17 protein-coding genes are annotated in these 15,257 nt (G+C 58.0%); 7 read left to right on the top strand and 10 right to left on the bottom strand.

Annotated features, from left to right (window positions below):
* A partial coding sequence (locus PMI37_RS32265) for a hypothetical protein (RefSeq protein WP_238552716.1) occupies positions 1 to 185 on the top strand: 185 nt, incomplete at its 5' end.
* Here the strand turns inward: PMI37_RS32265 and flgE are convergent.
* From flgE to flgB, 4 genes are read right to left on the bottom strand one after another with little or no spacing between them, the layout of a single operon-like run.
* Positions 173 to 1,486: a flagellar hook protein FlgE gene (flgE, locus tag PMI37_RS18715; protein ID WP_008083698.1), complete on the bottom strand. Its 1,314-nt coding sequence runs from the start codon at positions 1,484 to 1,486 to the stop codon at positions 173 to 175. The two genes, PMI37_RS32265 and flgE, sit on opposite strands and share 13 nt — an antisense overlap.
* Before the next feature lie 30 nt (positions 1,487 to 1,516).
* Positions 1,517 to 2,236: a flagellar hook assembly protein FlgD gene (gene flgD, locus PMI37_RS18710; protein ID WP_008083697.1), complete on the bottom strand. Its 720-nt coding sequence runs from the start codon at positions 2,234 to 2,236 to the stop codon at positions 1,517 to 1,519.
* Positions 2,237 to 2,251: 15 nt separating this feature from the next.
* The gene (gene flgC / locus PMI37_RS18705; RefSeq protein WP_003227217.1) at positions 2,252 to 2,695 is read right to left on the bottom strand and encodes a flagellar basal body rod protein FlgC; all 444 of its coding nucleotides are present in this window, start codon (positions 2,693 to 2,695) and stop codon (positions 2,252 to 2,254) included.
* 3 nt (positions 2,696 to 2,698) lie between these two features.
* Positions 2,699 to 3,109 carry a flagellar basal body rod protein FlgB gene (gene flgB / locus PMI37_RS18700; protein WP_008083696.1) on the bottom strand — a complete coding sequence of 137 codons (411 nt, stop codon included), beginning with the start codon at positions 3,107 to 3,109 and terminating at the stop codon, positions 2,699 to 2,701.
* A gap of 52 nt (positions 3,110 to 3,161) precedes the next feature.
* Between flgB and PMI37_RS31885 the strand changes: the two genes are divergently transcribed.
* On the top strand, positions 3,162 to 3,491 hold the full coding sequence (locus tag PMI37_RS31885; protein ID WP_157173097.1) for a hypothetical protein: 330 nt from the start codon (positions 3,162 to 3,164) through the stop codon (positions 3,489 to 3,491).
* Here PMI37_RS31885 and cheR read toward each other — a convergent pair.
* Complete coding sequence (gene cheR, locus PMI37_RS18695; RefSeq protein ID WP_007917583.1) at positions 3,472 to 4,299, bottom strand: protein-glutamate O-methyltransferase CheR; 828 nt, start codon at positions 4,297 to 4,299, stop codon at positions 3,472 to 3,474. The two genes, PMI37_RS31885 and cheR, sit on opposite strands and share 20 nt — an antisense overlap.
* A 46-nt stretch (positions 4,300 to 4,345) precedes the next feature.
* The gene (locus PMI37_RS18690; RefSeq protein ID WP_008083695.1) at positions 4,346 to 5,278 is read right to left on the bottom strand and encodes a chemotaxis protein CheV; all 933 of its coding nucleotides are present in this window, start codon (positions 5,276 to 5,278) and stop codon (positions 4,346 to 4,348) included.
* A gap of 82 nt (positions 5,279 to 5,360) precedes the next feature.
* Between PMI37_RS18690 and flgA the strand changes: the two genes are divergently transcribed.
* The 4 genes from flgA (at position 5,361) to PMI37_RS18670 (ending at position 7,953) form a co-directional block, all read left to right on the top strand.
* The gene (flgA, locus tag PMI37_RS18685; protein ID WP_081500519.1) at positions 5,361 to 6,122 is read left to right on the top strand and encodes a flagellar basal body P-ring formation chaperone FlgA; all 762 of its coding nucleotides are present in this window, start codon (positions 5,361 to 5,363) and stop codon (positions 6,120 to 6,122) included.
* A 149-nt stretch (positions 6,123 to 6,271) separates the two neighbouring features.
* Entirely contained in the window at positions 6,272 to 6,598 is a 327-nt protein-coding gene (gene flgM / locus PMI37_RS18680; RefSeq protein WP_008083690.1) for a flagellar biosynthesis anti-sigma factor FlgM, read from the top strand.
* A gap of 48 nt (positions 6,599 to 6,646) precedes the next feature.
* The gene (locus PMI37_RS18675; protein WP_008083687.1) at positions 6,647 to 7,114 is read left to right on the top strand and encodes a flagella synthesis protein FlgN; all 468 of its coding nucleotides are present in this window, start codon (positions 6,647 to 6,649) and stop codon (positions 7,112 to 7,114) included.
* Positions 7,115 to 7,206: 92 nt separating this feature from the next.
* Positions 7,207 to 7,953 carry a flagellar brake protein gene (locus tag PMI37_RS18670; RefSeq protein WP_008083686.1) on the top strand — a complete coding sequence of 249 codons (747 nt, stop codon included), beginning with the start codon at positions 7,207 to 7,209 and terminating at the stop codon, positions 7,951 to 7,953.
* 295 nt (positions 7,954 to 8,248) lie between these two features.
* On the opposite strand, the gene PMI37_RS18665 is transcribed toward PMI37_RS18670, so the two are convergent.
* From PMI37_RS18665 to PMI37_RS18650, 4 genes are all read right to left on the bottom strand, one after another.
* Positions 8,249 to 9,637, bottom strand: coding sequence for an MFS transporter (locus tag PMI37_RS18665; protein WP_008083685.1), 1,389 nt, complete (start codon positions 9,635 to 9,637; stop codon positions 8,249 to 8,251).
* 69 nt (positions 9,638 to 9,706) lie between these two features.
* Complete coding sequence (locus PMI37_RS18660) at positions 9,707 to 10,948, bottom strand: glutamine synthetase family protein (RefSeq protein WP_177323322.1); 1,242 nt, start codon at positions 10,946 to 10,948, stop codon at positions 9,707 to 9,709.
* Between the two features lie 326 nt (positions 10,949 to 11,274).
* Positions 11,275 to 11,967 (bottom strand): sensor histidine kinase, encoded by a 693-nt coding sequence (locus PMI37_RS18655; RefSeq protein ID WP_008083683.1) that lies wholly within the window; start codon positions 11,965 to 11,967, stop codon positions 11,275 to 11,277.
* Entirely contained in the window at positions 11,964 to 13,568 is a 1,605-nt protein-coding gene (locus tag PMI37_RS18650; RefSeq protein ID WP_008083682.1) for a tetratricopeptide repeat-containing response regulator, read from the bottom strand. The genes PMI37_RS18655 and PMI37_RS18650 overlap by 4 nt, the downstream gene beginning before the upstream one ends.
* Positions 13,569 to 13,778: 210 nt before the next feature.
* On the opposite strand from PMI37_RS18650, the gene PMI37_RS18645 reads away from it, so the two are divergent.
* A complete protein-coding gene (locus tag PMI37_RS18645; protein ID WP_008083681.1) occupies positions 13,779 to 15,158 on the top strand; it encodes a lysozyme inhibitor LprI family protein in 1,380 nt (459 codons plus the stop codon).
* Positions 15,159 to 15,257: the final 99 nt, after the last annotated feature.

Here is a 15,257-nt window from a genome sequence, read left to right as displayed (position 1 = left end):
GTAGGAGCAAGCCTTTTTGGTTACTTTTTCGGCGTCTGGAAAAAGTGACCCGCCGTCAGGGCGGAACCCTAAGCCGCCGTTACCGCAGCAACGGATATCCCCCCAATCCAAGCCCAAAAAAAAGCCCCTCAACCGAGGGGCCCCTTCCACAAACCAAAACCCAAAACCCAAATCAGGTCATCTGAATAATGGTCTGCATAATCGTGCTCTGAGTCGAAATGGTCTTGGCGTTCGCCTGATAGTTACTCTGCGCCTTGATCAGATCCACCAGCTCATTGGTCAGGTTAACGTTCGACTCTTCCAGCGAGTTCGACACGATCGAGCCCAACGTACCGGTCTTCGGCGCATCAACCCCAGCCACACCCGACGCGAAAGTCTCCTTCCAGCGCGTGCCGCCAATCGGCTGCAAACCCTGCTCGTTGGCAAAGCTCGCCACCGCCACCTGACCAATCGCCTTGGTCTGCTGGTTGCTGAAGTTAGCCGTCATCACACCGGTCGAATCGATGGTCAGACTGGAAATCTGCCCAGTCGCGTAACCGTCCTGATACTGCGCAGTGCGCGCCGTCGGAGCGTTATACGAAGTGGTCAACGCCGTGTTGAAGGCGATACCGGTACTGTTGGCCTTGGAACCGTTCGGCCCCCAGGTCACTGGCGAGGTCGTCGCGTTGGTCACCACACCAGGAATCCAACCGTTCATGGTCAGGGTGTTGCCGGATTTGACCCAGCCAGTGCCCGCCGTCAAGGTCGCGATGGAACCATCAGAGTTGAAGGTGATGTCGTGAGTCATCGGCGTCAAGACGTTGTTGGTCGGATCCGATGGGGTACGACCATCCATGTAGGTGTAGACGCTCCAGGCGTTGGTACCCGTTTTCACGTAGTACTGGTCCATGCGGTGCTCGTTACCCTGAGTGTCGTAGACCGGCGTCGAAATCAGCTTGTTGTAGCTGTTCAGATCGGTCGGACTGAACGGCGCCACCGTTGGCTTGGTGTCTTCCGAGTTCAGGTTCATGGTCTGGTCGATCTTCGACGTTGCGTTCGGCTTGAGGGCCGAGGTGTCGATCTTCAGGTCGGTCAGCACGCCGGTCATGATCTTGCCGTTGGCATCAACGCCGTAACCTTGCAGACGGTTGCCGTTGTTGTCGACTACATAGTTTTCAGCGTCGGTCTTGAACGCACCGGCACGGGTGTAGCTCAGCGAACCGTTGTCGCTGAGGATGAAGAAACCGTTGCCCTGGATACCCATGTCCAACACGTTACCGGTGTTGTTCACGTCACCCTGACCGAACTGCTGGGACACGTTGGCCAGACGCACGCCGTTACCGACGGTCTTGCTGCCAGTGCCCAGGCGCGTGGCCGAGTACACGTCTTCGAATTCTGCACGGGACGATTTGAAACCGGTGGTCGCGACGTTGGCGATGTTGTTACCGGTCACGTCCAGTTGTTTGTTGGCTGCATAGAGACCGCTAAGGCCGATATTGAAAGACATATTCCACTCCTTTGTGCCGGTTAGTCGGCTCTATATACCAATGGTTTGTACTTTGGACAGCGCGACGCTGCCCAGGCCCGCCAGGTTCAGCATCAACTCACCGCCGGTCTGGCTGATGGTCACGCTGTTAACGGTGGCCGGCAGATACGTAACCAGCGAAGTCGCCTTGCCGTCGTACGTGGCGCTGGCGGTGAACGTGTAAGTGCCCGCTGCCGCGACCGCACCGGACGCGTCTTTGCCGTCCCAGATGAAACCGGCATTGCCAGCGGTCTGGTTGCCCATGTCGATGGTGCGCACGACTTTGCCGTCGGCATCTTTGATCGACAGCGAGACCGCGCCGGAAGCCGGAACCACCACGGTGCCGTTGAGGCTCTTGCTGGTATCGACCACCGCCTTGTCGGTCTGGGCGATGACCGAACGGCCCACCAGCGACGACGCTTGCAATGCTTGCGACGAGTTGTAGTTGCCGGCAATACCGCTGACGGTGGAGTTCAGCGTGGTGATGCCTTCCAGGCTGCTGAACTGCGCCAACTGAGCGACGAACTCACTGTTGTCCTGCGGGTCGAGCGGGTTCTGGTTTTTCAGCTGGGTGACCAGCAATTGCAGAAACGCATCTTTGCCCAGGGCCTGTTTACCGGTGGCACTGTTGGTGGCCGCAGCCAGACCATCAGTGGTCGTCCCGGTCTTGACCGAAGAGTTGGCCAGTACGTCTTTAATGCTTACGCCGCTGGTGGAATCGGAAACACTCATGGCAGTCGCCCCTTATTACTGACCGAGGGTCAGTACCTTCTGCATCATGGTTTTGGCGGTGTTCATCATTTCGGCGTTGGTCTGGAACGAACGGCTCGCGGAAATCATGTCAGCCATTTCTTCCACCACGTTGACGTTCGGGTAGTAGACGTAGCCCTTGGCGTCGGCGGCCGGATGGTTCGGCTCGTAGCGCGCTTCGAGGTTACTCTGGTCTTCGACCACACCGAGTACCTGCACGCCCTGCCCCGCTGCGTCCTGACTCTGGAACAGCGAGTTGCTGCCGCTGTTCTGGCCGCCCTGGAACATGGTGGCGAATACCGGGTGACGGGCGCGATAGGTCTGGTCGATGCTCGACGAGACGGTTTCGGCGTTGGCGATGTTCGAAGCCACGGTGTTCAAACGCGTGGTTTGTGCGCTCATGCCGCTGCCGGCAATGTTGAAAACGCTGGACAGGGACATGGATTACTCTCCGCGCAGGGCTGACACCAGCCCTTTGAATTTGCTGTTGAGCAGGGTGAAGCTGGCCTGGAAGCCGACGGCGTTTTCCGCGTAGTTCGACTGTTCCAGTTGGGCGTCCACGGTGTTCTGGTCGATCGAAGGCTGCATCGGCGTGCGATACATCAGCGATTCGTCGCCATTGCCCAGACCTTCGGCCTCGATATGACGGCTGTTGGTCATGTTGAGGGCAAAGTTGCCGCCTTTTTTGGTTTTCTCGGTCTGTGCTTCCAGCACTTTGGAGAAGTCCAGATCCCGAGCCTTGTAGTTCGGGGTATCGGCGTTGGCGATGTTGTTGGCCAGGACTTCAGCGCGCTGGGCGCGGAAGCCCAGGGCTTGTTCGTGAATGCCGAGCGCTTTATCGAAGCTGATGCTCATGTCGGGAACCTTCGGGTGACCGGTTTTTCGTAACTGAGCTTTAGCAAGCGGCGTGCCAAAGCGAAAAAACCCCGTAAACCGGGGCTTCGCGGGCAATCGGCAAAGCGGCAATGCCAGAAAAGCGGCAACCGGTTTCCGCCGAATGCCGCTTTTCTGCCGCTTCTTCCTGTTAACACCTCCCTCTGTAGGAGCTGCCGCAGGCTGCGATCTTTTGATCCTGTTTTTGCTGCATCACAAGCAAGATCAAAAGATCGTCCGATCGCGGCCCGAGCCTTCGGCAGCTCCTACAGAGGGGGATGTGAGAGGCATAAAAAAACGGCAGGCCTTTGCAGGCCTGCCGTTTTTTGCTGTTGCCGATGCAATCATTTCGCCTGGTAAATAATCCCCGGGCTGCACTGCACCATCTGGTAATGGTCCGGCAAACCGTTCAGCGCTTCGGAAGCGCCAAGGAACAGATAACCGCCCGGCTTCAACGTGCTGTGAATGCGCAACAGGATGTCTTTCTTCACTTCGGCAGAGAAGTAGATCAACACGTTGCGGCAGAACACGATGTCGAACTTGCCCAGCGCGGCATAGCTGTCGAGCAGGTTGAACGAGCGGAATTCCACGCGGTTCTTGATCGGCGCCTTGATCACCCAGCGCCCCGGCCCTTTCGGGTCGAAGTAACGCTGCAGACGTTCCGGCGACAAACCGCGACCGATCGCCAGGCTGTCGTACTCGCCCGTCTTGCAGTTGGTCAGCATCAGGCCGGACAAATCAGTAGCAACGATCTGCACACCCATCTTCAACTGGCCCAGGTTGCTGCGCTCGAACTCGTCGATCGACATCGACAGCGAGTACGGTTCCTGGCCCGACGAGCAGGCTGCCGACCAGATCCGCAGACGCTGGTTGGGGCTGGCCTTGATCGCTTCAGGCAGTACCTTGTTCTTCAAGACTTCAAACGGATAGGTATCACGAAACCACAGGGTTTCGTTGGTCGTCATGGCATCGACCACCTGCTCGCGCAAACCGCTGCGCGGCTGGGTCTGGATGCGCTGAACCAGCTCACCCAGGGATTTGATGCCTTGCTGCTCCATCAGTTTGTTGAGACGGCTCGAGACCAGGTACTGCTTGTTTTCACCGAGCAAAATGCCACAGGCTTTTTCCAGGAAGACCCGGAACTGTTCGAAATCCAAATTACCCGTAGACAATGATGCCGCCTCTTAAATCGTGTTGACCGCCAAGGGCAAAACGCCCTTAGCTGATATCTGCTGCTTTGATCCGGTCGACTACCCGGGATGCCAGGTCATCAGGACGGAATTTGGCCAGGAAGTCATCGGCACCGACTTTCTTGACCATCGCCTGATTGAATACCCCGGACAACGAAGTATGCAGGATGATGTGAAGCTTTTGCATGCGCGGGTCAGCGCGGATCTCGGCCGTCAGGGTGTACCCGTCCATCTCCGGCATCTCGATGTCGGAGATCATCATCAGGAACTCTTCTTCCGGCTTCTTGCCCTCATCGACCAGCTTGCGCAAGTAATCCAGCGCCTGCTTGCCGTCGTTCAGCGCCACCACTTCGACGCCGACCGTCTGCAGGCAACGCGTGACCTGCTTGCGCGCCACTGACGAGTCATCGACCGTCAAGACCCGCAGCGACAACGCCTTGGTCTGGGTCTCGACATCGACCACGCCCACCGAAATCGCTTCCGGTGTCGGCGCAACTTCCGCCAGCACTTTCTCGACGTCGATGATTTCGACTAACTGATTGTCCACCCGAGTCACAGCGGTCAGGTAATGATCGCGACCCGTGCCCTTGGGCGGCGGATGAATCTCTTCCCAGTTCATGTTGACGATGCGCTCCACCGAGCGGACCAAGAAACCCTGGGTCTTGGTGTTGTACTCCGTGATGATCACGAACGGATTGTTCTTGTCTTTCAACGCACCCGAGCCGGTCGCCATTGCCAGATCCAGGATCGGAATGGTCGCCCCTCGAATATTCGCCACCCCGCACACGACAGGACTGGACTTGGGCATCAACGTCAGCGACGGGCATTGCAGCACTTCCCGCACCTTGAACACGTTGATTCCATAGAGCTGCTGACCGTCAAGACGGAACAACAACAGCTCCAGGCGATTCTGCCCCACCAGTTGCGTGCGCTGGTTCACCGAATCCATTACACCAGCCATGCCCAGACTCCTACATCAACGCCAAGTGTTGTTGCGACGCACATTCATTGCTAAACGGCACGGCGCTTGCTTTTTAACTCGTATGAACGCTCAAACGACATTTTTCCGACGCCTGACATCGCCCCTCCGCAGAGGGCTCTGTGCCGCGTGCGCCATTTGCTGCTTTTTTGCTGGCAGTCCTGCCATTGCTGATGCGGTTACCTTGCCTGACATGCTTATCGGCGTCACTCAGGGCTTTCTTGAGTTCACCGTAGAAGACTATCTGGCCACCAGTCAAACCGAAGGCCGCTATGAAATCGAGGTCAAGCAACTCGATCCACGTATGCGCATGCCTATGTGCGACAAGGAATTGACAGCCACTTTGGAGAGCCCGGCACGTCCTTTGGGCCGGGTAACCGTGAAGGTTCGCTGTGAAGGATCCTCACCCTGGACCGTGTTCGTGCCCGCTCAAGTCCGCCTGTTTCGCGAGATTGTCACCACCACCCGGCCACTCAAGCGTGCCGGAATTATCGAACCGCAAGACGTGACCTTGCGCGAACGCGACGTCAGCCTGATCAATCAGGGCTTTCTGACCTCGGTGGACGAAGCGATCGGGCAAAAATTAACCCGACCAACGGTCGCCGATCAGGTGATTACCCTGGTGCATCTGGAACAGGCCGAAGTCATTCGCAAAGGCGATCAAGTGGTGATTACCGCCCGCAGCGGTACGCTGGCGGTACGGATGCCGGGCGAAGCCCTGTCCAACGGCGGATTGAAAGAACAGATCAGGGTGAAAAACCTCAACTCCCAACGGGTCATCAAGGCGCAAGTCACCGCGCCAGGCCAAGTGGAAGTAGCGATGTAGAAAACTGGCGCTGATCCCGGCTGTTCCCTAAACTGTGCCGCAGCAGGACTCGCGCCGGCGCATGCAAGGTTCGTTGGTAAATGCGCCTAAAGTTTTCCAGGGGATGGCCGAAAACATGGCAAGCGTCCAAATTCCCAGAGGTTTTTATCATGGTCATCGATTTCAGCCGTTTGAACAGCTCCTCGTCACTTACGGGCAGTACACGTACCAGCAACGCCAAGGACACCGCCGAAACCGGCACCTCCGCGCCGCTGAATACCCAGGCCGAACCGGCCAGTACCGCAAAAAGCGGGGAATCGGTACACCTCAGCAATGAGGCTCAACAGTTGCAGAAGGTCACTGACAAGCTGCGCGATCAACCTGCTGTCGACAAAGCCCGTGTGGCCGAGTTGAAAGCCGCGATTGCCGATGGCAGCTATAAAGTCGACAGCAACCGTGTAGCCAGCAAACTGCTCAACTTCGAAGCCCAGCGCTAGGCCAACGCCAGCGCCAGGCTTTTGGACGCTTAAAACCCAAGGCCAGCCATGCACGACACTAATTTATTGCAACTGATCATCGACGACTTTGCTCCAGCTCAACAATTGCTGGAGTTATTGCAAACCGAGTCCCTCGCTTTGCACGGTCGTGACATGCCCCTGCTGGAAGAAGTTCTGGCACGCAAACAGGCGCTGATCATTCTGCTCGAACAGCATGGCCGCAAACGCAGCGAGATCCTCGCCAGCCTTAACCTGCCGCCCAATCGGCAGGGGCTTGAGCAATTGGCCAGCCAATCGAGCATTGGCGAACAATTGCTCAGCCAGAGCGATTTCCTCACCGACCTCATCGCGCAATGCCAGGCGGCCAACGTCAACAATGGCCAATCGATCCTGGTCCAGCAGGCCGCCACGGCCAATCAGCTGAAGATCCTCACCGGCGGCGAGCCGCCAGCGCTCTACGACGCCAGCGGTGCCTTCTCCAAGCTTGCGAAGCCGCGCGCGCTCAGTCAGGCGTGAGCCGTTCGATGCCTGCGCTCTATCAACCTGCGAAACATGCTGGCAAAATGCTGGCTAGTCGTAGTCAAATTTTGTCTGGAGATTGATTCAACGTGTCCAACGTCCTTAGCGCGGATGATGCTCCGCAGCCACCAAAGGTGCTCACCACACCTCTGGAAATCTCCAGCAACCTGCGCCAGCTGCAAGAAAGCCATGATCCGCTGATCATCACCTTCCACGAGCGCAGCCAGCGTTTCCAGAGTTACCTGATCAAGGTCGACCGTGACACCGGGACGATCGCTCTGGACGAAATGATCCCGCGCGACGGCGAGCGTTTCTTGCAGGCCGGTGAGCCGTTCAAGGTCGAAGGCTTCCACGATGGCGTGCGCATCGCCTGGGAATGCGACGGTACGCTGAATATCGAAGAGTCCGAAGGTGATCGCTTTTACACCGGCGAGCTGCCGACCGAAGTGGTCTACCACCAGCGTCGCAACGCCTTTCGCGCAGCGCTGAAACTGACCGATCTGGTCAGCGTTGAACTCGGCGGCGAAAAGCTCAAGTCGCCGATCAACGGCAAGCTGCTGGATATTTCCGCCACCGGTTGCAAACTGCGCTTCGAAGGCGACATCACTGACCGCCTGCAACTGGGCCAGGTCTACGATCGCCTGATCGCCCCGCCACTGTTCGGTAACCAGCCGACCTCCGTCGAACTGCGTTATCTGCACTTCGAAGAAAAACTCAACATCACCTTTGCCGGTTTGCGCTTCCACAACATCAGTGGCCAGGCTGCCCGCAACGTTGAGCGTTTTGTGTATCAATTGCAGCGTGAAGCACGGCGTTTCGACAAAGACGACATGTGATTCAGACGCGCAAACAAGAAGGGCAGTCCTTGGCGGGACTGCCCTTTTTTGTACCTGCTCCAATGATCCGACAGCAATGAGCTCCCTGTGATGAGGGGATTTATCCCCGATGGGCTGCGAAGCGGCCCCAAATACTGACCCCGCATTTCTCCTGACTGATCGCATTGAATGGCTGGCGGCTGCTGCGCAACCGAACGGGGATAAATCCCCTCGCCACAGAGACTGTGGTCGACTGCTGGGACTCTGTTCACTGCAGAGTCATAGGCTCACTACTGATGGCTGCGACTCCAGGATATCAAGGTCTGCCACCACTGATGTCCGGTGTCGGTTTATCGCTGTCGTCATCCGCACCAGTCTCGACCGCAGGTTCAGGCTGCACCTCAGGCTCCGGATCAGGTTGCGACTCAGGCTCCGGTGCCACGGTGTTCTGCATCTGATCCTGCACTACCTGCTCATCCACGCGCGGGTCCAGCGCAGCCACCAGTGGTGAACTGGACATGCTGTCCGGCATTGCCACGTGATGCAGCGGCGCATCGTCGACCTGATGCAAGTTGGTCACGGCTTTCGGGCGGATTCGCCACACCAGCACCAAGGCAAAGAAGCTGAAGAACGCATACAGACTCTGGCTGCCAAACAGCTTCATCAGCACACCCGCGAGTAACGGCCCGATGCTCGCACCGACACCGTAGGTCACCAACAGCATCGCCGTCAGCGAAACCCGGCGATCACCCTCGACGTGGTCATTGGAGAAGGCCACCGCCAGCGGATACAGACAGAACTGCACCAGCGAACAGAAGAAACCGACAATGAACAACACCTCCAGCGGCACCTGCGGCATGATCGCCAACGGCAACGCCGCGACCGCCAGAAACCCGGCAAAACAGCGAATCAGCAAGGCCCGGTCGTAACGGTCGGACAACCAGCCCAACGGCCACTGCACCAACAAACCGGCAAAGATGCAGCTACCCATGAACAAACCGACCTGTTCGGTCGACAGCCCTTGCTGCGAGGCATACAAAGGTGCCAGACCGTAGAACGAACCGATGATCAGACCGGCACCGAGCACGGTACTCAGCGACTGCGGCACGCGCTTGATAAAGAAGCGCGGCTCCATCGGCGCCGGATGCAGCGGCGCCGGGTGAATCCGTCGCGTCAATGTCACCGGGACCAGGCACAGCGCAAAGCACAGGGCGACCAGCATCAGCAGCTCCAGGCCCAGGCCCGGGTGCATGACCAGAATCAGTTGGCCCAGCACCAGGCCAAGATACGAAGCGATCATGTAGCCACTGAACACCAACCCCCGCTGGTTGGCGTCCGCCTGCTCATTGAGCCAGCTTTCGATCACCATGTATTGGCACATCATGCCCAGACCGACGATGGTCCGCAGTACCAGCCATGCCGGCAGCCAATCGACCAGACCATGACCGAGCACCGCCGCCCCGACAATGCCGGCACACGCCGAATACGCCCGGATATGCCCGACCCGCGCAATCAGCCGGTGGCCAATCTTGCCGCCCAGCACCAGACCGAAATAGTTGGCCGCCATCAGCGCGCCGACCCACAGCCCATCGACATGGTCAGCGGCCAGGCGCAACGCCAGGTAAGTAGAGAGAAGGCCCGAGCCGATCAACATCATCAGCGAGGCGAAATACAGCGCTCGAAAGGATTTCCAGATTTGGCGCATCGGCGTTCCGAGCGGCTCCTTGCAGTGAATACCGGGCTATCAAAACGATAGCCCGATGGCGACAGTTCGTCAGGCCTGGGCTGCTAGAACACGCCGTTCCCAGGGAGTGATTTCATCAAAGAAGCTGGTCAACTCCATGGTCTTCGAAGCGATGTAGCCTTCGATGAACTCCTGTCCGAACAGTTCCCTCGCCAATTGGCTACGTTTCAGACGATCAAGCGCGGCATGCAAGGTACATGGCAGCGAAAGGTTGTCCGGCACCTCGAACTCCCCTTGAATGGCTTCAGTCGGCTCCAGCTCATGCTCGATACCGTGCAAGCCCGCAGCCAGACTGGCGGCAATCGCCAGATACGGGTTGGCGTCGGCGCCTGGCAAACGGTTTTCGACCCGACGAGCGACCGGCGAACTGGCGGGAATACGCAAGCCGGCGGCGCGATTGTCATGGGACCAGCAGGCGTTGTTCGGCGATGCGTAGGGATGGCACAAGCGCTGGTAGGAGTTCACGTTGGGTGCAAACAATGCGGTGAACTCAGCCATGCCCGCCTGCTGCCCACCGATGAAGTGGCGGAACATTGCCGTCGGCTGGCCGTTTTCGTCGCTGAAGACATTCTTGCCACTGTTGATGTCGACGATGCTCTGGTGAATATGCATCGAACTGCCCGGCGTATGCGCCAGCGGCTTGGCCATGCACACCACGGTCAGACCGTGCTTGAGCGCGACTTCTTTGAGCAGGTGTTTGAACAGAAACGTCTGATCGGCCAGCAGCAACGGATCGCCGTGCAGCAGATTGATCTCGAATTGGCTGACGCCCATTTCGTGCATGAAAGTGTCGCGCGGCAGGCCGAGGGCGGCCATGCATTTGTAGACTTCGCTGAAGAACGGACGCAGACCGTTGTTGGAACTGACGCTGAACGCCGACTGGCCATCTTCGCGACGACCGTCGAGGCCGACTGGTGGGCGAAAGGGTTGGGTCGGGTCGGTGTTGGGGGCGAAGATAAAGAATTCCAGCTCGGTCGCCACCACCGGCGCCAGACCGCGCGCCGCGTAACGTGCGATGACCTTCTTCAACTGGCCACGGGTCGACAGATTGGAGCTTTCGCCGGTTAGTTCATCGGCGTCGCAAATGGCCAGGGCACGCGGATCGTCGCTCCACGGCAAGCGATGGATCTGGCTCGGTTCGGCAATCAGGGCGAGATCGCCGTCATCGCTGCCGTAAAACCGCGCCGCGGGATAACCACCCATGATGCATTGCAGCAGCACACCACGCGCCAGCTGCAAACGCCGCCCTTCGAGGAAACCCTCAGCGGTCATTACCTTGCCTCGCGGCACGCCATTCAAATCCGGCGTGACACATTCAATCTCATCAATGCCCGTCAATCGCTGTGCGAGTGAACGCTGGCCATCGGTTGTCATGACGCTATCCTTGTTATTGTGCGAGCCGCGAACGGCGACTCGTACAAAATAGGCTTCGGCTGTTCGCAATATCAAGCAGCGTCACACAAAATAACCACACTCGAAAGCGCCCTCTGTAGGAGCTGCCGAAGGCTCGGGCCGCGATCGGACGATCTTTTGATCTTGCTTTCAAGAACAACATAAAAAGATCGCAGCCTTCGGCAGCTCCTACACAAGGCATGCGTTCAGGGCAGGTAGAGGCTGAATATGCCGCCGCCCAACGGGCCGCCGTTGCGGATTTCCGTGCGACCTTCAACACCGTTGCGCTGATGCAGCGCTGCGATGCGGTTGGCGAAATACAAACCGAGCCCGGTGCTGCCACTGCTGTGGTTGATGCCCTGCACGTAATCGGCCTGACGCTCAAGCATCTCGGCCGGGTAACCGTCGCCGTCGTCGTTGATGCTCAGGACCAGTTGCCCGGCCTCGTCGCTGACGGTAATCAGCAGAGATTCGCGGGCATAGCGAATCGCATTGTTGATGCAGTTGCCGAGCACCGAGGCGACCAGCTCGCGATCAAAGAACCCCAGCGGGCTCAGCGGATCAACCTCATAAGTAGCGACGATGCCGCGACTGGCGAACACCTCTTGATGCGACGCCAATTGCGCTTCGATGAAGTCATCGAGCTCGTGATAGGCCGGTTGCAGTGGCAGCTGGTTGACGCCGAGCTTATACAGCCCGAGCAACTGCACCAGCATGCCGTTGAGATGGGCGAACTCGAAGTCGATCACGCCCGGCTCCGCGCCTTGGCGCTGCGCCTCAGGCAAACGCGCCAGCCATTGGCTGTGGGCCTGCATGAGCATGGCCAGCGAGTTCTTCATGTCGTGGACGGTGGAGGCGATCACCGTGGAAAAATCCAAAGCCTGCGGGTCGTGATTCATTCGCCAAACGCCTTGCTTTTCAGCTTCTGATAACGCGCATGACGCGCGTCGGTGTCGGGCATCAGGCCAACCATTTTCAGGCAGGCCCGACATTCTTCCAGCTCCGCCGACGGCACCGACGTGTCGGTGCCGTGCAGCAGCGACTGGGCCATGTTCAGCGCGATACTGATGTTCTTCGGTTGCATCTTCAGCGCCTTGCGGAACACCTCGCGGGCCTCCACCAGATTGCCGGTCTTGTACACGCGTACGCCCTGACGGTTGAGATCGGCAGCGGCGTTACTGGAACTGAGGATAGTCGGGTCGTCGGTCAGCTTGGCGATGTCTTTCATCACCGCCGGATCGTCGCCATAGATTTCCGCGCAGCTCTTGAGCATCGAGGTGCCCGCCTCGGCCTGACCGAGCATTTGCAGTTGCTTGGCGACCAGCAGCGCCGCCTCCGGACTCATGAACTGCTCCATGCCGTCGAGGCGCATCAACGCCTGCTCGGTGAGCTTGTCGGCGGTCTCGGCATCATTGAGCAGCAGGCTGGTGGCCTTCATCAGACGCGCACGAATCTGCAGGCCCGGATCAGTCGGGTTCTCTTTGGCCACGGCACTGAGCGTAGTGTTGATCTCCAGCCGCGTGCGCGTGTCGAGACCGCGCTCGCTGCCCTTGCTGATCAGCGCATGGGCCAGCCCAAGGTTACTTTCCGGATCCTTGAATCGCGACTGTGCGCCTTGCGCCACGGCTTGCCGATAGGCGCGCGAGGCGGTGTCGAAATCTTCGTTGGCCATCGCCAGTTTGCCGAGCAAGGCCTGGCGACGTACCGCCAACGGCGACAGACGAATCGCCTCTTCCAGCACCTGCTGTGCGCCTTTGGTGTCACCTTCGGACACCAGCACGTCGGCCATGCCGTCATACAGCGAAGGCATCATCGGAAACACCTTCAAGGCTTTTTCGTAAACACCTTTGGCCTGTGCCACCTGACCGCGCTTGAACAACAATTTGCCCAGCCCGGCGAACGCCCATGGCAGCGGTCGGTCAGCGATGATGCTGTCGTAAAGACGCTCCAGCGCTTCATTCTGGTTCATGTCGCGCAATGCATCGGCACGGTAGCGCAGGCACAGCGGCGAATAACGAATGTCCTGCTTGCACAGAGCGATGCAGGCATTGAGCACCTCAACCGGTTTGCCGCGATCGAGGGCTTGCAGAATCGGTTTGAGCAATGTCTTGCGCTGCTCCAGACGCTCCAGGCGCTGGGCCAGGCCAGAGCGGTTGAACGGTTTGGTCAGGTAAGCATCGGGCTCGTGCTCCAGGGCACTGAGCACCATCGCCTGACTGGTCTCGGCGGTGACCATGACGAATACCGCCTCATGGCTGATGAGCTTTTCCAGCATCAGGTCTTCGAGTACCTGCTGGCCGTTCTTCTTGCCGTCGCCGAGATGGAAATCCTGCAGAATGAAATCATAGGACTTCTGCGCACACATCTTCAGCGCCTGCTCGCCGGTGTCGGCGGTGTCGACGTCCTTGACCCCGAGCTCGCGCAGCATTGAGCGAACGGAACTGCGGAAATCCGAGAAATCATCGACGATCAGAAAACTCTTTTGGTGATACGACAGCATCGAAGATTTCCAGGCAATTGAAGTGAGGGCAATTTCAGGCGCGCAGATGATAGCTGGCGGCCAAATGCTATCAAGCGATTTCGCGCGACTTTTAAGTCACCGAATGGGTTATCGGCCAGAAGTGCGGTTCCCTGAAGCCGGCACTTCAAGATTCCTCGTCCAACGATTACCCTGCGCGCCGGTACAACTACTCAATACGGGACTTACTTCGTGTACATCAAAGGACGCGGCATCGTGTCCGCCTGTGTATTGCTGTTTATTCAGCAGGCAATGGCGGCTGGAATGGATTGCACAAAAGCGGCAAATGCCGTCGAAAACACCATTTGCGCGAATAACCAGTTGCATGAGCTGGACGCGCAGATGGGTACGGTTTACCGCGGATTGATGAAGGTTTCAGCAGACGCTAAACCTGAACTAAAGGTGTCGCAACGTCAGTGGCTAAACACCCGCGATGAGTGCACGGATGATGTCTCTTGCCTTGAACAACGTTATCGCGAGCGCCTGCAAGTATTAAAAGCGCAATGGAAGGAAGCGGTTGTCTACAAGCCGAACGACAGTGACGAACAAGCGCTGGACGATCTGCAAAAGCGTATTCGAGCGGCGAGCAAAAGTGATCCGCAGTTTGCCCTGGAACGGACGCTCGCTTCTTTAGCGATCCATAGTCCACTGACTGTGTTTGACGCAGAACCAGATGAGGGTGAATACGCCGAAAAAACCCACTTCCCGAAGAACATCCCTAAGGGTGTTACCCAAAGTGAGTGGAAGGCCCTGCAGGCGTCCAACCTGGACGCGGACACCGAGCAGGGGCAGACCACGTTCAACCTGCTGGATCTGGACGAAGACGGCCAACGCGATCTGGTTGTCCAGACTTACACCGGTGGCACGGGGCTGTTCAGTTTCTACGAAACCTATCGCCGTGATGGGGACCGCTTCATTCGCAGAACCGCTGCACTTGGCGAGGAATCGGGGGTCGGCAGTTCGTTGTATTCCATCAGTGGTCGGGGCGCCAATCAGGCAGTTAACTGGATCAGCATTCGTGGCAAGGTCTACGCCGCCTATCGCGACAGCAACTATGGCGTTGATCAGGTCTATTTACTCAGCCCGCTGCAAGTCAATGTCGAAGTGCCCACGCTGACGGTTAACTATCGCTATCAACTCAGCATTCCCCGTACCCAGACGAAAGAAGACCACAAGACGCCTTACACGCTGAATCCGGAACTCCACCGCGCACTTGCAAAAGGTCTGGCCACGGTCGGTAAAGACTCCTCCGACACTGGCGGGGAAAGAAAACCGCTGTGCCCTATTCCTGCGTCAGCAGAGGAACCCGAGGAGTATTACGGTTATGGCGCGGGCTATTATGTGGTCGAAACGATCGCCGACTTTCCGGTGCATATCGGTAATGAATGTTTTGTCGCCAGATTGAACGACCATTTCGGCAACTACGACAAGAAAGACGGGCTGTACGCGCAACTGACAATGCGTAAACCGGGCTCGATAGAACAAGAGCGCGAGTATGAAGTCCATGGGCGGCGACGCATTACTCAGGTCGGTACTTCAATGGGTAAAGCTGGAGGCGGCGCCGCGGATTAATCTGCGACATACCTTCATGGATATGCCCCGACAGGCCACCCTGTTCGGGGTTTTTGGCTATGTACTGCCAGGCCTGAAACTTTCCTGCGGGCAAAACAA

The organism is Pseudomonas sp. GM80 (assembly GCF_000282515.1).
Lineage (GTDB): Bacteria > Pseudomonadota > Gammaproteobacteria > Pseudomonadales > Pseudomonadaceae > Aquipseudomonas.
Note: the sequence above shows the minus strand (reverse complement) of the source record. Positions and strands in the feature narration are given on the sequence as shown.